The sequence below is a fragment of the Pantoea sp. y20 genome (assembly GCF_054903455.1).
Genome location: NZ_CM142816.1, coordinates 154,608 through 173,992, shown reverse-complemented (window position 1 = coordinate 173,992; position 19,385 = coordinate 154,608). Strand labels below are relative to the sequence as shown.

The following is a 19,385-nucleotide window of genomic DNA, read 5'->3' as shown; positions in this document are numbered from 1 at the left end:
TCACCTGCAAGGTCACCATTTATGACGTAATGCCTGTCAAAAAAAACATTTTGCTATAAACCGGGTACGGGCGCTGACACGTCTGCTGCGTCACGGGCCGTCCTCGCGCCGCTAGCGCGGTGCCTTCGGCTTCCACGTCGTGCCGACGGACCGTTCGGGGATCGGCCGTCCTGGCCGCCCCGAACTGCCTCACGCATCCCTGCGTGAGGCTCCTGGCCCAACGTAAAAGCCTCAGCGCTGCGAATAGCCCTTTTGCCGCAGCAGACGCGCCAGCGCCTCCAGCCAATGAGCCCTTTTCAACAACATTCACTGAAGGTTCGGAGCAGGCCGGGGCCACTTTTGGGCAGGCAATCCGCAGCGCTGAACGAAGCGAGGAAGCCAGGAGAGCCCGCAGGACGCGGGCGAAAGGCGGAGCCGGGACAGGGAGGTCCCGTCTCCGCCGGTCCGACAGGCAGACGAGCGAAGTGAAGGTACCGCGTAAGCGGCGCGAGGACCGCCGGACCAAAAGTGGCTCCGGCCAGCGTACTCGTCGTAGTCTTAACAAACATTAGGCCATTAATTGCGACCTACTGCGGATATGGCACCCAATCGCCGCCGTTCAGGCGGATCCACGGTTTACCCTGATACATCATCACCACCGCGTTATCGTTCTCAGACACCACCGGCGTCTGCGGCAAATTATCGGTCAGCACCGACATATTAACGTTCGGCGCGTTAAATACCTGGCCATCCACCACGCGCGACACGATTTCCGAGATCGCCATCAGGCTGGTAGGCGTCTCCACGCTAAGCGGCTGGCCCTGATGCGGTGCTTTCATGCCAACAAACTTAATGCCGACCGGCACATGGGTAATATCCGGACTGGGGATATCACGCAATCCTGACATCTGCATCTTGTCGCCCTGCAGCGCCGCGCCGTGTTCCGGCACCACCAGCACCATCACGCGACGGCCCGACTTCTCCAGATTGGTCAGGAAGGCATCGAGCTGATCAAACAGCACTTTGGCGCGCGGCTGCCAGTCTGCGCTGCGCGTGCTGCCCAACTCGCGCGTACCGTCATGCAGCGGAATCAGGTTATAGAAGGTCGCGGAGCGCGCATCGCTGCTCTTGGTGCGATCGTCGAGCCAGCGCTGCATCAGCTGCGCGTCATTAAATACCGGCGAGCCATCAAATGACGTCACCTCCGGCGAGATGCCCGCCTGCGACATCAGCGGCGCCTGCAGATTGCCCTCTTCACGCAGTTCCTTGAGATAGTTACCAAACACGCCGGTGTGATCCATCATCAATTGCTGTTTAAAGCCCAGCTTCGCCAAATTATCAAATAGATAGCAACGCTGATCGGTGGCTTTGTACAGATCGCTGTGCGAGCTCTGGCCGCAGCTGGCGCGCAGCAGACGAATCCCCGCCGGGCCGCTGTAACCGGTGGCAGAGTTGTAGTTGTTAAGCAGAATATCGAAGTGCTGCCACAGCGGATGATTACGCAGCTGCGCGACGTTCAAATCAGACCACGACAGCGAACAGATGTTGATCACCAGAATATCGAACGGCTGCGAATCAGCTGGCAAGGCGTCCGGGAAATGGGTCGCACGCTGGCGCTCGGCGTCGTAAAAACGGTTGAGCCACGCGGTGAGGTTGGCGCTGGTTGGCGGCGCGGATTGATCGAGGCCATCTGGCGCTTTCGCCGCTGGCGTATCGCTGAGCTTCACCGTCGGCGTGGCGGCGCTGTTCGGCAGTAAATTCATTGCCGGTCCGGCGATCGTCAGCACGTTGAGCCAGATCAGCATCAGCGACACCAGCACGGTGACGCGAATCCACTGCGCGATAAACAGATACAGCACCAGCAGTACAAAGCCCGCGCCAATCATCTCCCAGTTGATAAAGCGATTAGCAAGATCGAGCAGATAGCTGGGCGAGAAGCCTGCAAGCTGGCTGCCCTGGCTCATAATCGAATGGATTCCCGGCAGCCAGGTATCGTGCCAGAACAGCGCCACGCCAATTGGCAGCGAAATCCACTGACGCAAGCGATGCAGCCGCGCGCCCGGCAGTGGGAACAGCAGCCACGCCAGAAACACCAGGTTACTTAGCGCGTGAAAATTAAGGTAGCCGTACCACAGCAGCGCAAATTTGATCAGGAAGTAAAAGTTCCAGCCACCGAGGCCGCGCCACCACGAGCCGTGCATCGTGAATCTGTTATTCATGTTTATCCGTTTTATGGGTTTTGCGTTGCCACTGTCCTTCTGATTTCAGTGCGCGCGTCGGTAACAAACGCAGCAGCGGATTAGAGCCGCTGCGCGCTCGTCCGCGCCCAAACAGTGATGTCAGGAACAGCAAAATCAATAACAGCAGGATCGCCACCTGCACCCAATCCATCAGCGTCATTGGTGGCTTACTCCATCGAGGTTGAGGGTAATCGGCTGCGGCGTTTGTGCCCCGCGCTCAGGCGCGGCGGTTTGCGTGCTGACTGGCGCAGCGGCCAGCGGCGTGGCCTGCCGGTCGCGCTGTGCCACCGGCGTCAGCTGACGAATTTTGTCCGCCTCCGACACGATCTGATTGTCTTCAAACCAGACGATACGATTGCTAAACAGCTCGTCGTGCGGCAGCGAGAAGATCGACTTCAGCGCGATATCCAAATCATTGAATCGGCATGAAGAGAGGAACAGATAAATGCGGTCGTTCACCAGCGTCACGAGATCGCCGAAGCGGCGCGGTTTACACAGCGTCAGAATCTGTTCGGGTTTCAGCTGCGGCACCGCGCGCAGCGCCACCATCAAGCCTTTGTCATTTTCCGGCAGCAGCGTATTGCTCATCAACTGCTGCACCGCCGCGCAAAAGGCATCCAGCGGTAAAAAGCCTTTCTGCTGTAGCGGCTGCAGCGCCTGCATCAGGGCATGGAGATTGGCAGGCACATGGCGCGAGAACTGCTGCCCCTGAATCCCTTCCAGCGTGGTAAGAAAGCGCGACAGGCTGGCCACGGTCGGTACAATGGCATTCACGCCGCAGGCCAGCAGCAAACGCTCATCACTGTAGCGCAGCGTGGTACTGATTTCGCGCACCACAATCTTAAGCGCACTACCGCGTGAACGACGCAAACTATGGACCATCGTTGCTAAAGAATTAATGTCTTGATTATGAACCAGACTAAAGATGACCGTGGCGGCGTTCGCCTGCTGCGCACGCGAGAACACGCTTTCGTTATCGCTAAACAATTGCCACTGCGCTGAAAGCGGCGGCGCGCCTTCCAGCACACCTTCCTGAGCCAGGAATTGGTTTTCATCATTGCGGCTTAAGGGAATATTTTGTCCCGCTTGATTAACGGCAATAAATTGATTATCGACATAACTCAAACGGATAGCGCGGTCGGCCAGTAATTTATCTGCCGCATACCACCAGTTAATTCGATAATGCCAACTGTCCTGCTGAAACTCCAAATGTGCGAGACCATCAAGCTGGCGAAAATAACCTTGCAGATGATTACGCAGGTGAATTATTGACGTACCGGAGGTGATCATTAACAACGTAATTTGTTTTTTAGATAACAAACGGCGCATGCGCTTAAGCCAGAAGGTTAACTCATCGGGCGATAATTTTCCCCACAGCGCGGCATTACTATAAAAAATCACCAGGCCACTGCGACTATTAAGCACACGGGAAAAATCACTTTCAAGCTGCTTTAGGCTGCGTTTATTAGCCGGCAGTGAAAATAACGGCATACGCGCTGGACCGCCGATGGGATCGGGCGTCAAAAGCGCCTGCGGTTTCTCATCCGCACTGATGAGCGTAGCCGCCTTTTGTTGGCTAACTACCTGACGCAGCAGCGTTCGCGCATCATCCTGACGCTGGCTGGTAATCCAGTAAAACCCAGGATTCTGCAGAGTATTTAATTCCTGCTGAATCTGCTGCAGGCCAAGCGCATAATGTTTTTTCATATTTGATTCGCGATCGATACAATCCAGGCTAGTTTAATCGAGACAGCCGCAATTGGAACGGGTGAAATAAAAAATAGCGTATTAGCGCAAATCATATTGATCTGTGGATAGCATTTGTCTTTACTTCAGGTTTAAACTTTACAAAAAATAAAACCACAATTCATCCGTTGTCGATTTTTTGGTGGCAAAAAAATAATGAAAACAGAGAATGCATTTTCGCTGAATGCGACTAGCAGCGAAGAGCACGATGACATTACTGCCTTAAGTGATGCCTTTTCCCTTAAGGCATTTCGCTACATTGATATTGCCCGCGAAGCGCGACTGAATACCATTATGACGCGCTGGCCATTGCTGCGTGAAATAAGCGCCGCACAGGAGTCAGAACGTTAATGCCTGTTATTGCATTACAAGGATTGCGTGGCGGTTGTGGCGCTACCTCGCTGAGCGCCGCACTCGGCTGGGCGTTTAACGCGCTGCAGCAATCGGTGCTGGTTATCGATTTTTCCCCGGTAAATCAGCTAGCTGTCCACTTTAATATGCCGCTCGACCGCGCTCAGGGCTGGGCGCCCGCGCTGCTCGAACAGCAAGCGTGGCAGCAGTGCGCTCAGCGCTATCAGGCAGGGCTGGATTTTCTGCCGTTTGGCGCACTCACGTCGCAACAGTACGCCAGCATCAGCGCTATCAACGCAGAATTTGCCGCACCGCTGCTACACGCGCTACCGGCCCTGAAATCGCACTACAACTGGATTATTTTCGACATGCCAGCGGATCTGTTGCCGTGGCAGCGATCCCTGGTTACCGCGGCCGATCGTCTGCTGCAGGTGCTAACGCTGGATGCCAACTGTCAGTTGCGTCTGCATCACGCGCGTTTTCCTGCGCACACGCTGTTTCTGATCAACCAGTTCAACGCCAACAGCCAGCTACAGCAGGATCTGCATCAGCTGTGGATCAACTCACTGAAAAACCTGATTCCCCAAGTGATTCACCGCGATGAAGCGCTGGCGGAAGCGCTGATGATGAAACAGCCGGTGGGCGAATATCGGCCGCATGCGCTGGCCAGCGAAGAGATCAACACCCTGGCTAACTGGCTGCTGCTGCATGTGCCGGGAGGCGCGGCGTGAATCCATTACGCTGGCTGCTGATGCCGCAAGCATGGCAGGCGCTGCAACGCCGCGCTCAGCTGGCGCATCAGCACGGCGCGGGCCGTTTCACCATCGCGCTGCATTTAATGTGGTGCATACTCGCGTGGTCGCTGTTGCGGCTGGAAACCCCCGGTTGGCAGCGCATCCTGCAACATCGTCAACGTTACTACCCGCAAATTTCGCCGCTGCGCCCACGTCCGCTTGACCCGCTGCGCTATGCACTGCAAAGCCTGTGGCTGATGCTGGTATTGCCGCTGGATAAACGCACGCGTAAAAGTTTCAGCGTCAAACCGCTGTTCCGCTGGCGCGAGCCGCTCTATCAGTGGCTCGGTGCGCTGCCGGCACGGCTGGAACGAAACCGGTTCGCCCAGCGCAGCGAACAACGTATTCAGGCGCTGCCCGCGTGGTTGCGGCAGCTGCTGTTTATCGTGGCAGCGATTGTCGCCAGCCTGCTGGCGCTGCTGTGCATCTCGCAGCCCTTCGGCATCACTACGCAGTTTGTCTTCGTGCTGCTGTTATGGGGATTGGCGATGCTGGTGCGTCGCGTGCCGGGCCGCTTGTCCACCATCATGCTGATCGTGTTATCGCTGACGATTTCCTGCCGTTATCTGTGGTGGCGCTACACCGAAACCCTCAACTGGGACGACCCGATCAGCCTGACATTTGGTCTGCTGCTGATAGGTGCAGAAACCTATGCGTGGGCCGTATTAGTGCTGGGTTATTTCCAGACGCTGTGGCCACTCAATCGTCAGCCGGTCTCGATGCCGCCGGAAATCACCTCGTGGCCGAGCGTCGATATTCTGGTGCCGACCTACAACGAACCGCTGAGCGTCGTGAAACCGACCCTCTACGCGGCGATGGGCATCGACTGGCCGCAGGACAAGCTCAATATATACCTGCTGGACGACGGCACGCGCGAAGAGTTCCGCGAGTTTGCCGCCAGCATCGGCGTCAATTACGTGGTGCGTCCCACCCACGAACACGCCAAAGCGGGCAACATCAACCATGCTTTGAAAGCCGTGTGCCGCAGCGAATATGTTGCCATTTTTGACTGCGACCATGTGCCGACGCGCTCGTTCCTGCAGCTGACGATGGGCTGGTTCCTGAAAGATCATCGGCTGGCGATGCTGCAAACGCCGCACCACTTCTTCTCACCCGATCCGTTTGAACGTAACCTCGGTCGCTTCCGCCAGACGCCTAACGAAGGCTCGCTGTTTTACGGTTTGGTGCAGGATGGCAACGATACCTGGGATGCGGCGTTCTTCTGCGGCTCTTGCGCCATATTGCGCCGAACTGCGCTGGATCAGATCGGCGGCATTGCGGTAGAAACCGTCACCGAAGATGCGCACACCTCGCTGCGTCTGCATCGCCAGGGTTACACCTCGGCATATATTCGTATTCCGCAGGCTGCGGGTCTGGCCACCGAGAGTTTGTCCGCGCATATCGGTCAGCGTATCCGCTGGGCGCGCGGTATGGTGCAGATTTTCCGCCTCGATAACCCGCTGTTCGGTAAAGGATTAAAGCTGGTGCAGCGCCTGTGTTACGCCAACGCCATGCTGCACTTTCTCGCCGGGATTCCGCGTCTGATCTTCCTGCTGGCACCGCTGGCGTTTCTGCTGTTCCACGCCTACATCATCTACGCGCCCGCGCTGGCGATCGCCATCTACGTGTTGCCGCACATGCTGCACACCAGTTTAACCAACTCGCGCATTCAGGGCCGCTGGCGACATTCGTTCTGGAGCGAAGTGTATGAAACTGTGCTGGCGTGGTACATCGCGCGGCCAACCACGGTGGCGCTGTTTAATCCGCACAAAGGCAAATTCAACGTTACCGCCAAAGGTGGTTTGGTGGCCGAACGTCATCTCGATTGGGTGATTACCAAGCCGTACATGATGCTGGTGCTGCTGAATATCGCCGGTATCGGCATGGCCTTCTGGCGCATGGCGTACGGTCCGGCCAACGAAATGCTCACCATTTGGGTCAGTTTGGTGTGGGTGATTTACAACATGATTATCCTCGGCGGCGCGGTGGCGGTATCGGTTGAAGCGCGTCAGATCCGCGAAGCGCATCGTGTGGAAATCGCCATGCCTGCCGCCATCGCACGTGAAGATGGACACATGGTGCCGTGCACCCTGCGTGACTATTCCGACGGCGGCGTGGGCGTTGAGCTGCGCGAAGCCGATGCGCTGAAAGAGGACGAAACCGTGTCGCTGCTGCTGCGCCGTGGTCAGCAAGAGTTCAGCTTCCCGTGTCAGGTGCAGCGCGTGTTTGGCCGTCGCGCCGGGATTCGCCTGCATCAACTCACGACGCGCCAACACATTGAATTTATTCAGTGCACCTTCGCTCGCGCCGATACCTGGGCGCTGTGGCAGGATGGCTTCCCGGAAGATAAACCGGTGCAAAGTCTGGCCGACATTATGGTGCTGGGTTTTAAAGGCTATCTGCGTCTGGCCGAGTATGGACCTGCGCCGCTGCGCCGCTTATTCCGTGGCCTCACCGCGTTGGTGAGTTGGCTGGCGACACTGCTACCGCAGCGTATTGACCGCCAGCCTGCGACGATCAAAACCGATTTTACTTAAGTTGATGATATGACCATGACGAAAAAACTGAGTTGGTTCACCGCCCTGCTGCTGGGCTGCGTCTCTGTGGTGCAGGCCGCGCCGCTGACTTCTGGCGCCATGACTGCGCCGCAGCCGTTACCGGAGGTGAATGCGCGGGTCGACGCCAACGCGCCGCTGCGTGACAGCCAGCTGGTGTTTAATCAGGTCGCTCCGCCGCCCGGCAGCATGACGCTGCGCGGTACCGAACCGAGCAGCCAGATTGAGTTCGGCGTGCGCAGCGATGAAGTGGTGACGCGCGCGCTGCTGAATCTGAGCTATCGTCCCTCGCCGGCGCTGATTCCGACGCTGTCGCAGCTCAAAGTCTATCTCAACGATGAACTGGTGGGATTGGTGACGGTCACCGCCGAGCAGCTCGGCAAAGAGAACCAAACGCAAATCCCTATCGATCCGCGCTTTATCAGCGACTTCAACCGCGTGCGGCTTGAGCTGGTAGGTCACTATGCCAACGTATGTGAAAACCCGGCCAACAGCACCATCTGGCTGGATATCGGCAAAGCCAGCAAACTCGATTTGACGCTGCAGAAGCTGCCGCTGAAGAACGATCTGTCGCATTTCCCGGAGCCGTTCTTAGATACGCGCGACAGCCGTCCGTTGCAGCTGCCGATGGTTTTCAACGCCCCGCCGAATCTGCTGCAACAGCGTGCGGCCGGGATTCTGGCTTCCTGGTTTGGCAGCAAAGCGCAGTGGCGCGGACAATCTTTCCCGGTGCTGTATAACCAGCTGCCCAAAGAGCAGCATGCGGTGGTGTTTGCCACCAACGATCATCGCCCCGACTTCCTGAAAGATCTGCCGCCGGTGGAGAAACCGACGGTGGAGATGGTGAATCAGCCGGACAATCCTTACGAGAAGATGCTGCTGATCCTCGGCCGTGACGATAATGACCTGCTGACCGCCGTCGAAGGCATTGCGCAAGGCGAGCTGCTGCTGCGCGGCGACAGCTCAACCATCGACAACGTAAAACGGCTGGCGCCGCGTCAGCCGTACGACGCGCCGAACTGGGTGCGCACCGATCGCCGCACCACCTTTGCCGAGCTGACGCAGTATCAAAACCAGCTACAGGGCAACGGTTTGCAGCCGAATCCGATCAGCCTGACGCTGAATCTGCCACCGGATCTGTTCCTGGTGCGCGCACGCGGCATCGATATGGATCTGCGCTACCGCTACACCTCGCCGATTCAGCAGGATGGCTCGCGTCTCGCGGTGCATCTCAACAATCAGTTCATGCAGGATTATCCGCTGACGCAGAAAGATACCGCCGGTCAGCAGCTGATGCGCATCCCGCTGATGCAGGGTTTGCAGGACAGCAATCGCCAGTTGACCATTCCGGCGCTGCGCCTCGGCGTGGTGAATCAGCTGCGTTTTAACTTTGATTACGCCAACACCTTTATTGGCGGTACCGCCGATGGCCGCTGCGAAACCGTCACCGCCGTCGGACATCACGTGGTGATTGACGATACCTCGAGCATCGATTTCTCCGGCTATCGTCACTACATCGAAATGCCGTCGCTGGGCGCCTTCGCCAACGCCGGTTTCCCGTACAGCCGCTACGCCGATCTGGCGCAAACGCTGGTGCTGGTGCCATCCAGGCCGAGCAATGACGAAGTCAGCACGCTGCTGAATGCGCTCGGCAGCATCGGCGCACAAACCGGTTATCCGGCGCTGCGCGTGCAGATGAGCGATGACTGGAGCAAAGCGAAATCGGCGGATGTGGATATGTTGATGATCGGCGGCATTCCGCAGGATCTGCAGGACGACACGAAGATCCCGCTGCTGGCCGATGCCGCCCGCAGCTGGATCAGCATGCCTGCACGCAGCAACGCAGCAGCTAACGTACCGATTTCTGACAGTGAACGCGCGGTAGAAAGCCAAACCACCATTAGCTCACGCGGGCCGATGGGCGCGATTGTCGGGTTCCAGTCACCGTTTAACGATCAACGCAGCGTCGTGGCATTGCTGGCCGACAGCCCACGCGGCTGGGAGCTGCTGAATAACGCGCTGCTCGACAGCGGCAAACGCGCGGCAGTGTTCGGTACCGCCACGGTGATCCGTGAATCGGGCGTTAACAGCATCCGCGTCGGCGATACTTATTACGTCGGTCACCTGCCGTGGTGGGAACGCCTGTGGAATCTGCTGGCCACCCATCCGGTGTGGCTGGCGATTTGCGCGGTGGTGGTCGTGGTTCTGTTTGCGCTGATGGCGTGGCGTTTAATGCGCATGGTCAGCCGTCGCCGTCTGGCCGAGCTGGATGACGATGAATAAGCTGCAGCTTGGATTGCTGATCAGTAGCACGCTCGGGGTGTTGGCCGGCGCGACTGCCGCCCCGATCGGTCCCCAGGTTTCGCCGGTTGAGTGGCTGCTGATGCAGATTCGTACCGGCGAATCGACCAACAAAATCGATCTGGTACAGCAATCGCTCTATCGACTGGAAAAAATCGATCCCGATAATCCGCAGGTGCTGGCGGCGCAAATCCGCATGGCGCTGCGCCAGGGCGACCAGGCCAAAGCGCAAAAACTGCTGGATGAACTGAAGCGCGTGGCACCGAATGCCGCCGCCACGCGTGAATCAGCAGCCGGCTTGCGTCTGGTGACTGCGGAAGGGCGTCAGCAGCTGCAGCAGGCGCGACTGCTGGCCACTGCCGGGCACGTCGTAGAAGCCAAAGCCGCGTGGGACGCGCTGTTCCACGGCGTGTTCCCTGATGTGAATACCGAGCTAGAGTATTGGCGGCTGGTGGTGCGTTTACCCGGCCAGCAGCCACAAGCGTATCAACAGCTGCAGGCGCTGGAGCAGCGCTATCCCGGCAACATCGGCGTAGAACTGCAGCTGGCGCGCATGGCGTTTGATAACAATCAGCCGGGCGAAGCCTTTACCCAGCTGCGTCGTCTCGCCAACCGCAACGGCGGACGCGATGCCGCTTCCGAGCTGTGGCTGCAGCAGATCCAGAATCAGCCGGTGAGCGAAAGCAGCGTCGCCAGCCTGCAGCAATATCTGCAAACCTTTACCGAGGGCGATGCCCAGCAGCGCGGTCAGCAAGAGCTGGCGCGTCAGCAACAACTGCTCGCCGATCCGGCGTATCGCCAGCGGATGCGTGGCTTAGCGCTGGTGGATGCCGGTGGCGGCGCCAATGCGATTGCCGCGCTCAATGCCGCGCTAACCGCCAATCCCAACGATGCTGAATTGATGGGCGCGATGGGCCAGGCGCAGGCGCGAGCCAACAATCGCGCCGCCGCCATTCGCTGGCTGGAGAAAGCGATACAGGCTGGTCAGGCCAGCACGCAGATCGGCAAATGGCAGTCGCTGCTGCAAACCAACCGTTACTGGTTGGCGATCAACAACGGTGATGCGGCGCTGAAAAAAGGCGATATCGCCGCGGCGGAAGGGTATTACCGCAGCGCGCAAGGGTTGGATAATCGCGATAGCTGGGCGCTGATTGGCTTGGGTGATGCCGCGCTGGCGGGTAAAAATTCTGCGCAGGCAGAGCGTTATTGGCAGCAGGCGCTGCGCTTAGATCGCAGCAATAGCACGGCGAAACGTCGTCTGCTACAGCTGCGCACCGATGTGCTGATGGCCGAAGCCGATGCGTTGGCGCAGCAAGGCCAATGGCATCAGGCGGCGGAGAAGTATCGCCAGGTAGCGCAGGCGAATCCTGATGATATCTGGCTGGTTTATCGACTGGCCGGCGCGCTGCGCAACGGCGGCGAAGAAACTCAGGGCGCGCAGGTGATGGACGCGATGGTGCGCCAGCATCCACAGGAACCCACAGCGCTGTATGCATCGGCGCTGTGGCTGGCTTCCGGCGACCGCGATGACGCGGCGCTGGCCACCTTGCATCGCCTGCCCGCTGCGCGCTGGGACAGCAACATGCATGAGCTGGCCGATCGTCTCGAGCAGGACAAAGTGTTTACCCGCGCCAGTGATTTACGCACGCGCGGCGATGAAACGGCGGCAATTGCGCTACTACAACAGCAACCCGCTTCTATCCGCCGCGATATCACGCTGGCCGATTGGGCGCTGGAGCGCGGCGACGCCCGCAGTGCGCTGGCGAGCTATCAACAGGTGCAACAGCAAGACCGTAAAAACGGCGATGCGGCGCTGGGTCGTATCGAAGCCTTGATCGCCTTAAAACGCCCTGCTGAAACGCAACGCGCGTTACAAGCCTTGCCGCCAGGCGTGGCGCAGCAAAGTGTGAACAGCGGTCGGCGCGTGGCGCTCGCCTGGCAGAACAGTGGCGATGCGGTTCGTGCTCAACAGATTTTTGCTGAGCTGAAAACCCGCGCGGCGCAACAGGCCGCGTCACAGGAAAAAGCGTTGGTGTTTCGCGATGCGGCGCGGCTGGAAACGCAACTGCAACAACCCGCACCAGCGCAGCAGGATTATCAACGGGCGATGGCCGCGAGCGGCATCAGCCCGGATGTGCCACAGGATAACGATCGTTATACGCAATTAACCCGCAATCAGGCGCAGGATGACTGGCTGAAACGCAGCATCCGCAGCGACGCCGCCGATCTTTATCGTCAGCAGGACACCACGTTCACGCTGGAGCAGGATTACTCGCGCAACAAAGGCAACGGTGGCACTTCCGATTTCACCGCCCATACCACCATGATGCAGGCGGAAACGCCGCTGGCCGATGGCCACAGCTTTGTGCGTGTCGATCATGTGCGGGTTTCAGCCGGCACTTTCTCCACCAGCAACGGCAGCCACAGCGAGCAGTTCGGCAGCTGTAACGATGACAATTCCGGCGGATGCAGCCGCGACTTTACTCAGCGCGATGAAGGTACCGCGCTAGGCGTGGGCTGGCATAACGATCGCTGGTCGGCAGACTTCGGCACCACGCCGCTCGGCTTCGAGACCCGCAACTGGGTCGGCGGCGTCAGTTGGAAAACCGACGTCAAAGACATTGGCCTGACGTTCACCGCATCACGCCGACCGATCTCCAGCTCGCTGCTGGCGTACGCAGGCGCGCGCGATCCCGCGGCAAACGGCGGCAAAACCTGGGGCGGCGTGGTGGCAACCGGCGGCTCGCTCGGACTGAGTTATGATCAGGGCGGCGCGCATGGCGTGTGGGGCGATATCAGTGCGCATCAACTCAGCGGTGATAACGTGGCGGATAACAGCCGCGAGCGCCTGATGGCGGGCTATTACTACAAGCTGATTAATGAAAATAATCGCCGCGCCACCGTGGGCCTGAACAGCATGCTGTGGCATTACCAGAAGGATCTCAGCGACTACACCTTCGGTCAGGGCGGCTATTACAGCCCGCAGCAATATTTCTCGCTGTCGCTGCCGGTGACCTATCGCCAGCGCACAGAGAACTGGTCGTTTGATCTCGGCGGCTCGGTTTCCTGGTCGCAATCGCATACCGACGGGCAGCAGCGCTATCCGGTCAATCCTGGCTTTACGCTGGCGTCGAATCCCACCTCAGACAGCAGTTCGGGTAGAGGTTTTGGCTACACGCTGCAGGCGCTGGTGGAGCGACGCATTACGCCGCATTGGTCGGTGGGCCTGGCGATGGATATACAGCAAGCGAAAGATTACACCCCAAGCCACGGTTTGATTTTCATGCGCTACTCAATGTCCGGCTGGAATGGCGATATGGATATGCCGCCACAACCGCTGACGCCGTATGCGGATTTTGAATAGCGGCGGCTTGTTAAGCCGCCCGGGCACTATTTGCTTTCTAATTCGCGCAGCATCGCCGCGCGCAAAATGGCGTTCAAACGCGTCTGGTACCCTTTACCCGGCGCTTTCAGCCACTCAAGCACATCCGCGTCAATTCTGACTGAAGCCTGTGTTTTAATCGGACGATAAAATCGCCCGCTGGAAGCACTGTTCCAGAAACGTTCATTTAACGGGGCGATTTCACCGCAATCAATCTCGCTATCCGGCTTTTGACTCAGCGCGTCCAGTTCAGATTGCAGGCTATCCGAAAGCGGCGGTAATTCGCTGCGTTTAAACCTAACCTTGCTCATAGCGTCTCCTCTCATTGCGCGTGGCAGGACGTGCACTAATGATGCGAATAATCTCAGTGCCCTGCTCGAAACGTACCGTGTGGGCCACCAAAATAATAATATGGCCCATAACATTACCTATTGATTGCCAGCGATATTCGCCATTCTCACAACGATCCTGGCTAGACAGATGAAAAGGATCATCAAACACGCGCACGGCAATTTCGAAGCGGATGCCATGCTTGCGGTGATTAGACTCTGCTTTGCTAAGGTCCCACTCAAATTCCAGTTCCGTTTGCATTTTACCATACACTTTTGTCTATACATTTTAGCATGACAAATTTGCATGTGTGTCAGTGCTGCCATTTTGATCGCGTTCAAGAAATCAAAGATAAGCAGCACAATGAAATGAGATTCAGACAAGGCTGGAAAATATGGCCTGGCCGCCATTTATGTCGACCAGGCCAAAAATGAGATTTAGCGCTTTTCCTGATATGCCAGCCAGGTCAGCAGCTGCAGGCTGGCGGAAAAGTAGTTTTGATCCGCTGCCAGCGTGTCATTGAGATACTGAGTTTGGCCCAGGGTTAAATCGCGCACCGCAATCAATCCCCCCTCCATGTTGTACGGCGCTGGCGTGTTGCCCAACACATCATACCAGGCGGGCGTGGTCATGCGCGCCGAACCTTGCCAGACACGCTGGAACGGCACCAGACGCAGGCTTTGCGGGTCGTACCACCAGATATTTAGCGGAATACGGATCGCGTCATAGCTGAAGCGATTGGAATAGCCGACCGCCGGTGCCACAGAACCATCAGCATTCAGCGCCACCCAATCGAGCGGCAGGCCGGTTTTGCCGAAGTGCATCTCACCCAGCAAATCCATGCCGTCATCAATCAGCTCATTCCAGATACGCAGATGGCTGTGTTCCGCGAATTCGCGCCAGGCCTCAAACAGGAAATAGGAGGGATTAAGCACCACGTAGCTGGTTTTGTTGAAGCCCTGCGCGCCCGGCAGCATCACTTTATGTCCGCCGTAGCTGATCACATTCAGCTTCACGATCGCACGCTGAATGCGCTCGGAGGCCTGCTGATAATCGCCGCCCCACTTCTGTGCCGCACGTTGCAGCGCCCAGGCAATCAGGACATCACCATCGGAAGCGTTATTTTTGTCGGCAATCGGATCGGCGGCGCCTGGCGTGTAGCGCCAGTAGAACAGATCGTTTTGCGGATTACGCAGATGGCTGCGCGTCCACTGCCACAGCAGATCGAAAGTGGCGCGATCGTCATGCGCCACCGCCAGCAACATGCCGTAGCCTTGCCCTTCGGTATGGCTAACGTTATTGTTGGCCGTATCGCTAATTCGGCCATCGCTGCCCATAAAACGGCTTTTATAGGTACTCCAGCCATCTGCGGCCGCCTGAGCGCTAAAAAACATCACCATGAAACACAGCATCCATTGACGCCAGAACCGCATCACTCTCATTACAGCATCCTATTGATATCGATAGTGCAGCGTGCCGCCGTCGTTGTTCTCCAGCATCACCGGCACCGCCGCGCTGCCGCCTTGTGCCTGCAGCCATTGTGCATACACGCCCGCCAGCACCGCGCTCAACGCCAGCTGCCAACGTTCAACACCGACGTTGCTGTCGCCCTGCGGCAGCGCGTGGTGCTGAATCAGAATGGCATTCTCCTGCGGCTGTAACTGCACAAAGCCCCAGTTAAATCGCGCCAGCTGCAAATTCATTTCACGCTCCAGATCCTGCACGGTGCGCGCATCGGGTAAAGGATAGCGTGTTGCCAGCGATACGCCGACGCCATTGAGAAAGCCTTCCGCTTCCTCGCCCGCGTTGTCCAGCATGCTCTCAATCATCGCGCTCACCAAATCAAACCAGCCCGGCTGATGCGGATGGCTGACGCGTGCGGTTACTTGCTCACTCATTAGTAATCTCCGAACATGTAACGGAAGTACAGATTGGCGGTGCTCTCGTTGTAATCGCCAAAGGTGTCGTAGCCGAGCTGACCGCCCACGGTGACATCTTTGTTGATCTTATAATCCGCACCGGCATGCAGGTTGTAGCCAATGCCGTTTTTGCTGTCGCCGCTGTAGAACGCATCCTTCACGTAGCCTTGATCGGCCAGACTTTGCAGCTGCGCCTGCAACGACGGATTATTCGGGAAGTAGGCGCTCTTATCCTGACTGTAGGATTGATAACCCACCGAACCGCCGACGTTCACTTTCAGATCGTCAAACTTGCGGCTGAATTCGATAGGGAACGACACCGACGCATAGTTCTGCGGGCTGAAGTAACCGCCCTGACCGTAGCTGAAGTAGCTGAGGTTTTTCGAGTAATCCATCCACGACAAGCTCATGCCGACTTTCAGCTCGCGATCGTCGAGGTGATACGGACGCACATACGCGCCTGCGGTCGCCTGCACGCTATTGTTGCTCGCCACGTTTTCGCCGATGTAGCTGTACGCGCCGCCGCCGACATAAAAACCGGCATCGCCGTTGTCGTAACTCAGCAAGGCGTTACCGCCGTTTTTAGTCACGCGGCCCCAGCGTTTACCGCTGGTTTTGTCTTCGACGCCGACATACGACAGCAAGCTGTCGGTCATCGCGCGGCGTTCACCGGTAAGGATCAGCGTCAGGAAGTCGGTCAGCTTCGGCGACCACTGCACGCCGCCAACCAGCGTACTCAAGTCCTGACCCAGCGGCGTGCTGCCGAGGTCAATCTTGTAGCTGTCGCCCTTCAGCGCCATGTTCAGCTCCACGCCGGTCGCGGATTGCGAATCGGTGGTGGAGTTGGGCGTATCATCAATTTTCGCCGCACCGGTGGCAACCACATTGCCCTGCACCAGCGCGTTGGTGCCGAATCGACGCCATGCGTCGCCACCGGCGCTGCCGGCGGTGAGGGAAACCGGCGTCATGGTGAAGTCGAAGCGCGACTCGCCAAACGGCACGGTGGAGAAGGTGAGCGGCGCTTTGGCTTCGGTGAGTTTGCTCAAACCTGATTCGCCATCACGACCGCGTACCTGCATTTCACCCTGCACCCAGGTGCCGGTTTTCTCTTGCAGGTCATCCATCATGTTGTCGATTTGGCGCAGCGTCTGGCTCTGCTGAACCGCCGGTGTGTTGCTCGCCAGCGTCACGCCTTCAGCGCTGCTGGTGGCCGCCGGTGCCGACTGCCACGGCATCACCGCGCCATAGCTGGAAGGCGTACGCCCCACCGGCGAGGTGCCGCGATTGATAAACGGATTGTCGGCCAGCGCCAGACCACCTACGCTTGGCACGCTGCCGGTTTCTGCGCCCTGCAGACCAATCAGCTGACCGCGCGCGGTGCGCAGGTAGCTCATCGCCTGGCTGTGTTCGCCGTTGGCTTCGGCCACGCGGGCTAACAGCAGCAAGCGATCCGGCGACTGCTCGTTGCGCAGGCCGCGCGTTAAGGTATTGGCTTTGTTGACGTCATTCTGCGCCAGCGCCACGTTGATGGCGCCGGTGCGCGCGTCTTGCGTTGGCGTATCCTGCGTCATCAGGTAGTCGTACACCACGCCCGCTTCTTTATTCATCTTGCCGGACTGGTAGAGTCGCGCCATGGCGAACATCAGATCGCGGTTCTGCGGATCGTGCTGCAGCGCGCCCACCAGCTTGTCGTAAGCGGCGGCGTACTGTTTCTGCTCGCGCAGACGATCCACTTCGTTGATCACGTAGCCGTTGCGGATGCCCGCCAGCTGGGTTGGCGTGCTGCGTGCCTGCAGTTCCGGGCTGCTGAGGAAGCTCTGCGCTTCGGTATTCAGCCCGGCCTGATTCAGCACCGCCACCTGCGCGGCGTAATCACCGGCATTGCCCTGAATGCCGCGCTGCATATTGCTGCGCACCACCGACACCGCGCTGGTGAGATCGCCGGCTTTCGCCAGCTTCTGCGCCAGGTTACCGGCATCCACCGGATTGGCGGGCGGCGTAGAGGCCAGCGCGCGCAGGGTGTTGGCCGCTGCCGCGTTCGAGCCCTGCGCCAGATACTGATCGGCGGTAGCCATCTGCAGGTTGAAGTTGACGCGCTGCGCCAGCTCGCGCATATCGCTGTTTTTGCTGCTGTTGGGAATGCGAGACAGCAACTGACTCGCCTGCTGCCACGCGCTGCTTTCGCTGGCGTTTAACGCACCTGCATAGAGTTCGGTGGTGCTGGCGCCGCTGCGCATAGTGGGCTGCATGATATTGGCCGCCATCATGTTATTGCCCTGCGCGCGATAGAGACGTGCCAGATCGAGACGCAGCCAGCCATCGTTGGGATAGCGCTGAATACCCGAGGTCAAGGTGGCGATGGCGGCGCTGTTATTGCCCGCCGCCACTTCACGTTTGGCCTGGGCACGAATTGGATCGGTGCTGCTGCCGCGCGGTGCCACGCTTTGACGCACGCTGTCGGGCAGTGATGCCAGCAGCGTGTTGGCTTCTGCGCCCCGGTTCTGCTGACGCAGCACATAAAACAAGCCTTCTTTGGCGTTGCGGTTATTGGCATCGCTTTGCAGGATGGCGCGATAGGTTTGCTCCGCTTGATCGAGCTGATTGCTGCGACGCTGCACATCGGCGCGGAACAGTTTGGCGGAGACGCCTTTCTCACCGTCGGCCTGCGCCAGCGGTTCGCTCAGCGCCAACGCCTGCACGCTGTCGCCATTTTTCAGCGCCTGCTGCGCGGAGGCCAGCTGCGCGTAGAAACGTGCATCGGCGGCCTGCTTCTGGCGCGTGTCGCTCTGATCGCCACCCATCTGCGCCGCGCGCGTCAGGTAATCCGCCGCTTCGGCATAACGTCCGGCGCGCTGAGCCACGTAGCCCATACCGGCCAGCGCATCCGCATCTTGCGGATTAGCTTGCAGTACTTTCTCAAAGTTGTTCTGCGCGTTGCTGACGTCGCCGCTGTTCAGCGCGGTAAAGCCCGCGCCCTTCTCCGCGCCGCCGACGTTTTTACGGTAGTAATCCAGCACCGCGTTGTCTTGCGGATGGCGCTGCTGCCAGGTTTGATACAGCGACGCATCGGACGCCTGCGGACCCAGCCACAACAGCGCCTGACGCAGCGAACGGTCCGCTTCTTTATTGCCGTCTGCCAGGCTGCCGAGCACATCGATACCCTGACGACGTGTTGCTTCCTGATAGGTCAGCGCTTTACCCAGCGCCAGCTTGGCACCGGTATCCTGCGGATGATCGGCGGAGAACTGACGCAGCGCTTCAACCGCCTGCGGCAGCAGCGAACGATCGCCCGCCATGGTCAGATAATATTCGGCTGCCACGCTCGGCGGCGGTTCGTTGCCGCTGAAGGTGTTACGCCAGGTTTGCAGCGACGCCGCGATGTTGCCGCTGCGTGCCTGCTGGCGCGCTAACTGCAGCTGCGCCTGCGGAATGGTTTGCAGCTGGCGGGCGTTATCCAGCTCGGTGAGATGCGGATCGTTCGGCGAGGCCGCGCTCAGGCGCGCACGCCACTGCGCCGCCTCCGCCGTGCCGCCGCTCTGCTGTGAATAGAGCGCCAGCAGATAGAGCGCTTGCGTGTTGTTGGGCTCAACCATCAGCACTTTCTGCAGCGAGGCTTTGGCCAAATCGTCATGCGCTTTCTGGTGCCAATAAGCCGCCTGATCGAACAGCGCCTGTAACGCAGGATTACTGCTCTTCGCCGCCAGCAGCGGCTGAGAGAGCGTCAGCGCGCCACCCAGAATCAAGGCATGGCGAATACCGGCACTCAACAGATGTTTTTTCATTGTTTT

General features: G+C 58.7%; 13 protein-coding genes. 5 read left to right on the top strand and 8 right to left on the bottom strand.

Annotated features, from left to right (window positions below; translation table 11 throughout):
- Window positions 1-566: 566 nt before the first annotated feature.
- From bcsG to bcsE, 3 genes are read right to left on the bottom strand one after another with little or no spacing between them, the layout of a single operon-like run.
- Window positions 567-2,198, bottom strand: a complete 1,632-nt coding sequence (gene bcsG, locus ACYAC5_RS00790) for a cellulose biosynthesis protein BcsG (RefSeq protein WP_192414392.1) — start codon at window positions 2,196-2,198, stop codon at window positions 567-569.
- The gene (locus tag ACYAC5_RS00785; protein ID WP_192414390.1) at window positions 2,191-2,379 is read right to left on the bottom strand and encodes a cellulose biosynthesis protein BcsF; all 189 of its coding nucleotides are present in this window, start codon (window positions 2,377-2,379) and stop codon (window positions 2,191-2,193) included. The genes bcsG and ACYAC5_RS00785 overlap by 8 nt, the downstream gene beginning before the upstream one ends.
- On the bottom strand, window positions 2,376-3,926 hold the full coding sequence (bcsE, locus tag ACYAC5_RS00780) for a cellulose biosynthesis protein BcsE (RefSeq protein WP_192414387.1): 1,551 nt from the start codon (window positions 3,924-3,926) through the stop codon (window positions 2,376-2,378). The genes ACYAC5_RS00785 and bcsE overlap by 4 nt, the downstream gene beginning before the upstream one ends.
- 195 nt (window positions 3,927-4,121) lie before the next feature.
- On the opposite strand from bcsE, the gene bcsR reads away from it, so the two are divergent.
- Genes bcsR through bcsC form a run of 5 tightly spaced genes read left to right on the top strand, consistent with a single transcriptional unit; the run spans window position 4,122 to window position 13,330 of the window.
- Entirely contained in the window at window positions 4,122-4,316 is a 195-nt protein-coding gene (bcsR, locus tag ACYAC5_RS00775; RefSeq protein WP_101763788.1) for a cellulose biosynthesis protein BcsR, read from the top strand.
- The gene (bcsQ, locus tag ACYAC5_RS00770) at window positions 4,316-5,047 is read left to right on the top strand and encodes a cellulose biosynthesis protein BcsQ (protein WP_110867903.1); all 732 of its coding nucleotides are present in this window, start codon (window positions 4,316-4,318) and stop codon (window positions 5,045-5,047) included. Before bcsR ends, bcsQ begins: the two co-directional genes overlap by 1 nt.
- Entirely contained in the window at window positions 5,044-7,647 is a 2,604-nt protein-coding gene (gene bcsA / locus ACYAC5_RS00765) for a UDP-forming cellulose synthase catalytic subunit (RefSeq protein WP_462062245.1), read from the top strand. Before bcsQ ends, bcsA begins: the two co-directional genes overlap by 4 nt.
- Window positions 7,648-7,662: 15 nt before the next feature.
- Window positions 7,663-9,948 (top strand): cellulose biosynthesis cyclic di-GMP-binding regulatory protein BcsB, encoded by a 2,286-nt coding sequence (gene bcsB / locus ACYAC5_RS00760; protein WP_462062244.1) that lies wholly within the window; start codon window positions 7,663-7,665, stop codon window positions 9,946-9,948.
- Window positions 9,941-13,330, top strand: a complete 3,390-nt coding sequence (bcsC, locus tag ACYAC5_RS00755; protein WP_462062243.1) for a cellulose synthase complex outer membrane protein BcsC — start codon at window positions 9,941-9,943, stop codon at window positions 13,328-13,330. Before bcsB ends, bcsC begins: the two co-directional genes overlap by 8 nt.
- Before the next feature lie 26 nt (window positions 13,331-13,356).
- Here bcsC and ACYAC5_RS00750 read toward each other — a convergent pair whose 3' ends face one another.
- The 5 genes from ACYAC5_RS00750 to ACYAC5_RS00730 all read right to left on the bottom strand — a co-directional run bounded on the left by ACYAC5_RS00750 (window position 13,357) and on the right by ACYAC5_RS00730 (window position 19,379).
- Window positions 13,357-13,659, bottom strand: a complete 303-nt coding sequence (locus ACYAC5_RS00750; RefSeq protein WP_192236869.1) for a BrnA antitoxin family protein — start codon at window positions 13,657-13,659, stop codon at window positions 13,357-13,359.
- On the bottom strand, window positions 13,646-13,939 hold the full coding sequence (locus ACYAC5_RS00745; protein WP_110867898.1) for a BrnT family toxin: 294 nt from the start codon (window positions 13,937-13,939) through the stop codon (window positions 13,646-13,648). The genes ACYAC5_RS00750 and ACYAC5_RS00745 overlap by 14 nt, the downstream gene beginning before the upstream one ends.
- A gap of 176 nt (window positions 13,940-14,115) precedes the next feature.
- A complete protein-coding gene (locus tag ACYAC5_RS00740) occupies window positions 14,116-15,120 on the bottom strand; it encodes a glycosyl hydrolase family 8 (RefSeq protein ID WP_462062242.1) in 1,005 nt (334 codons plus the stop codon).
- A 9-nt stretch (window positions 15,121-15,129) separates the two neighbouring features.
- Window positions 15,130-15,576, bottom strand: coding sequence for a cellulose biosynthesis protein BcsD (gene bcsD, locus ACYAC5_RS00735; RefSeq protein WP_110867897.1), 447 nt, complete (start codon window positions 15,574-15,576; stop codon window positions 15,130-15,132).
- Entirely contained in the window at window positions 15,576-19,379 is a 3,804-nt protein-coding gene (locus ACYAC5_RS00730) for a cellulose biosynthesis protein BcsC (protein WP_462062241.1), read from the bottom strand. The genes bcsD and ACYAC5_RS00730 overlap by 1 nt, the downstream gene beginning before the upstream one ends.
- Window positions 19,380-19,385 lie beyond the last annotated feature (6 nt).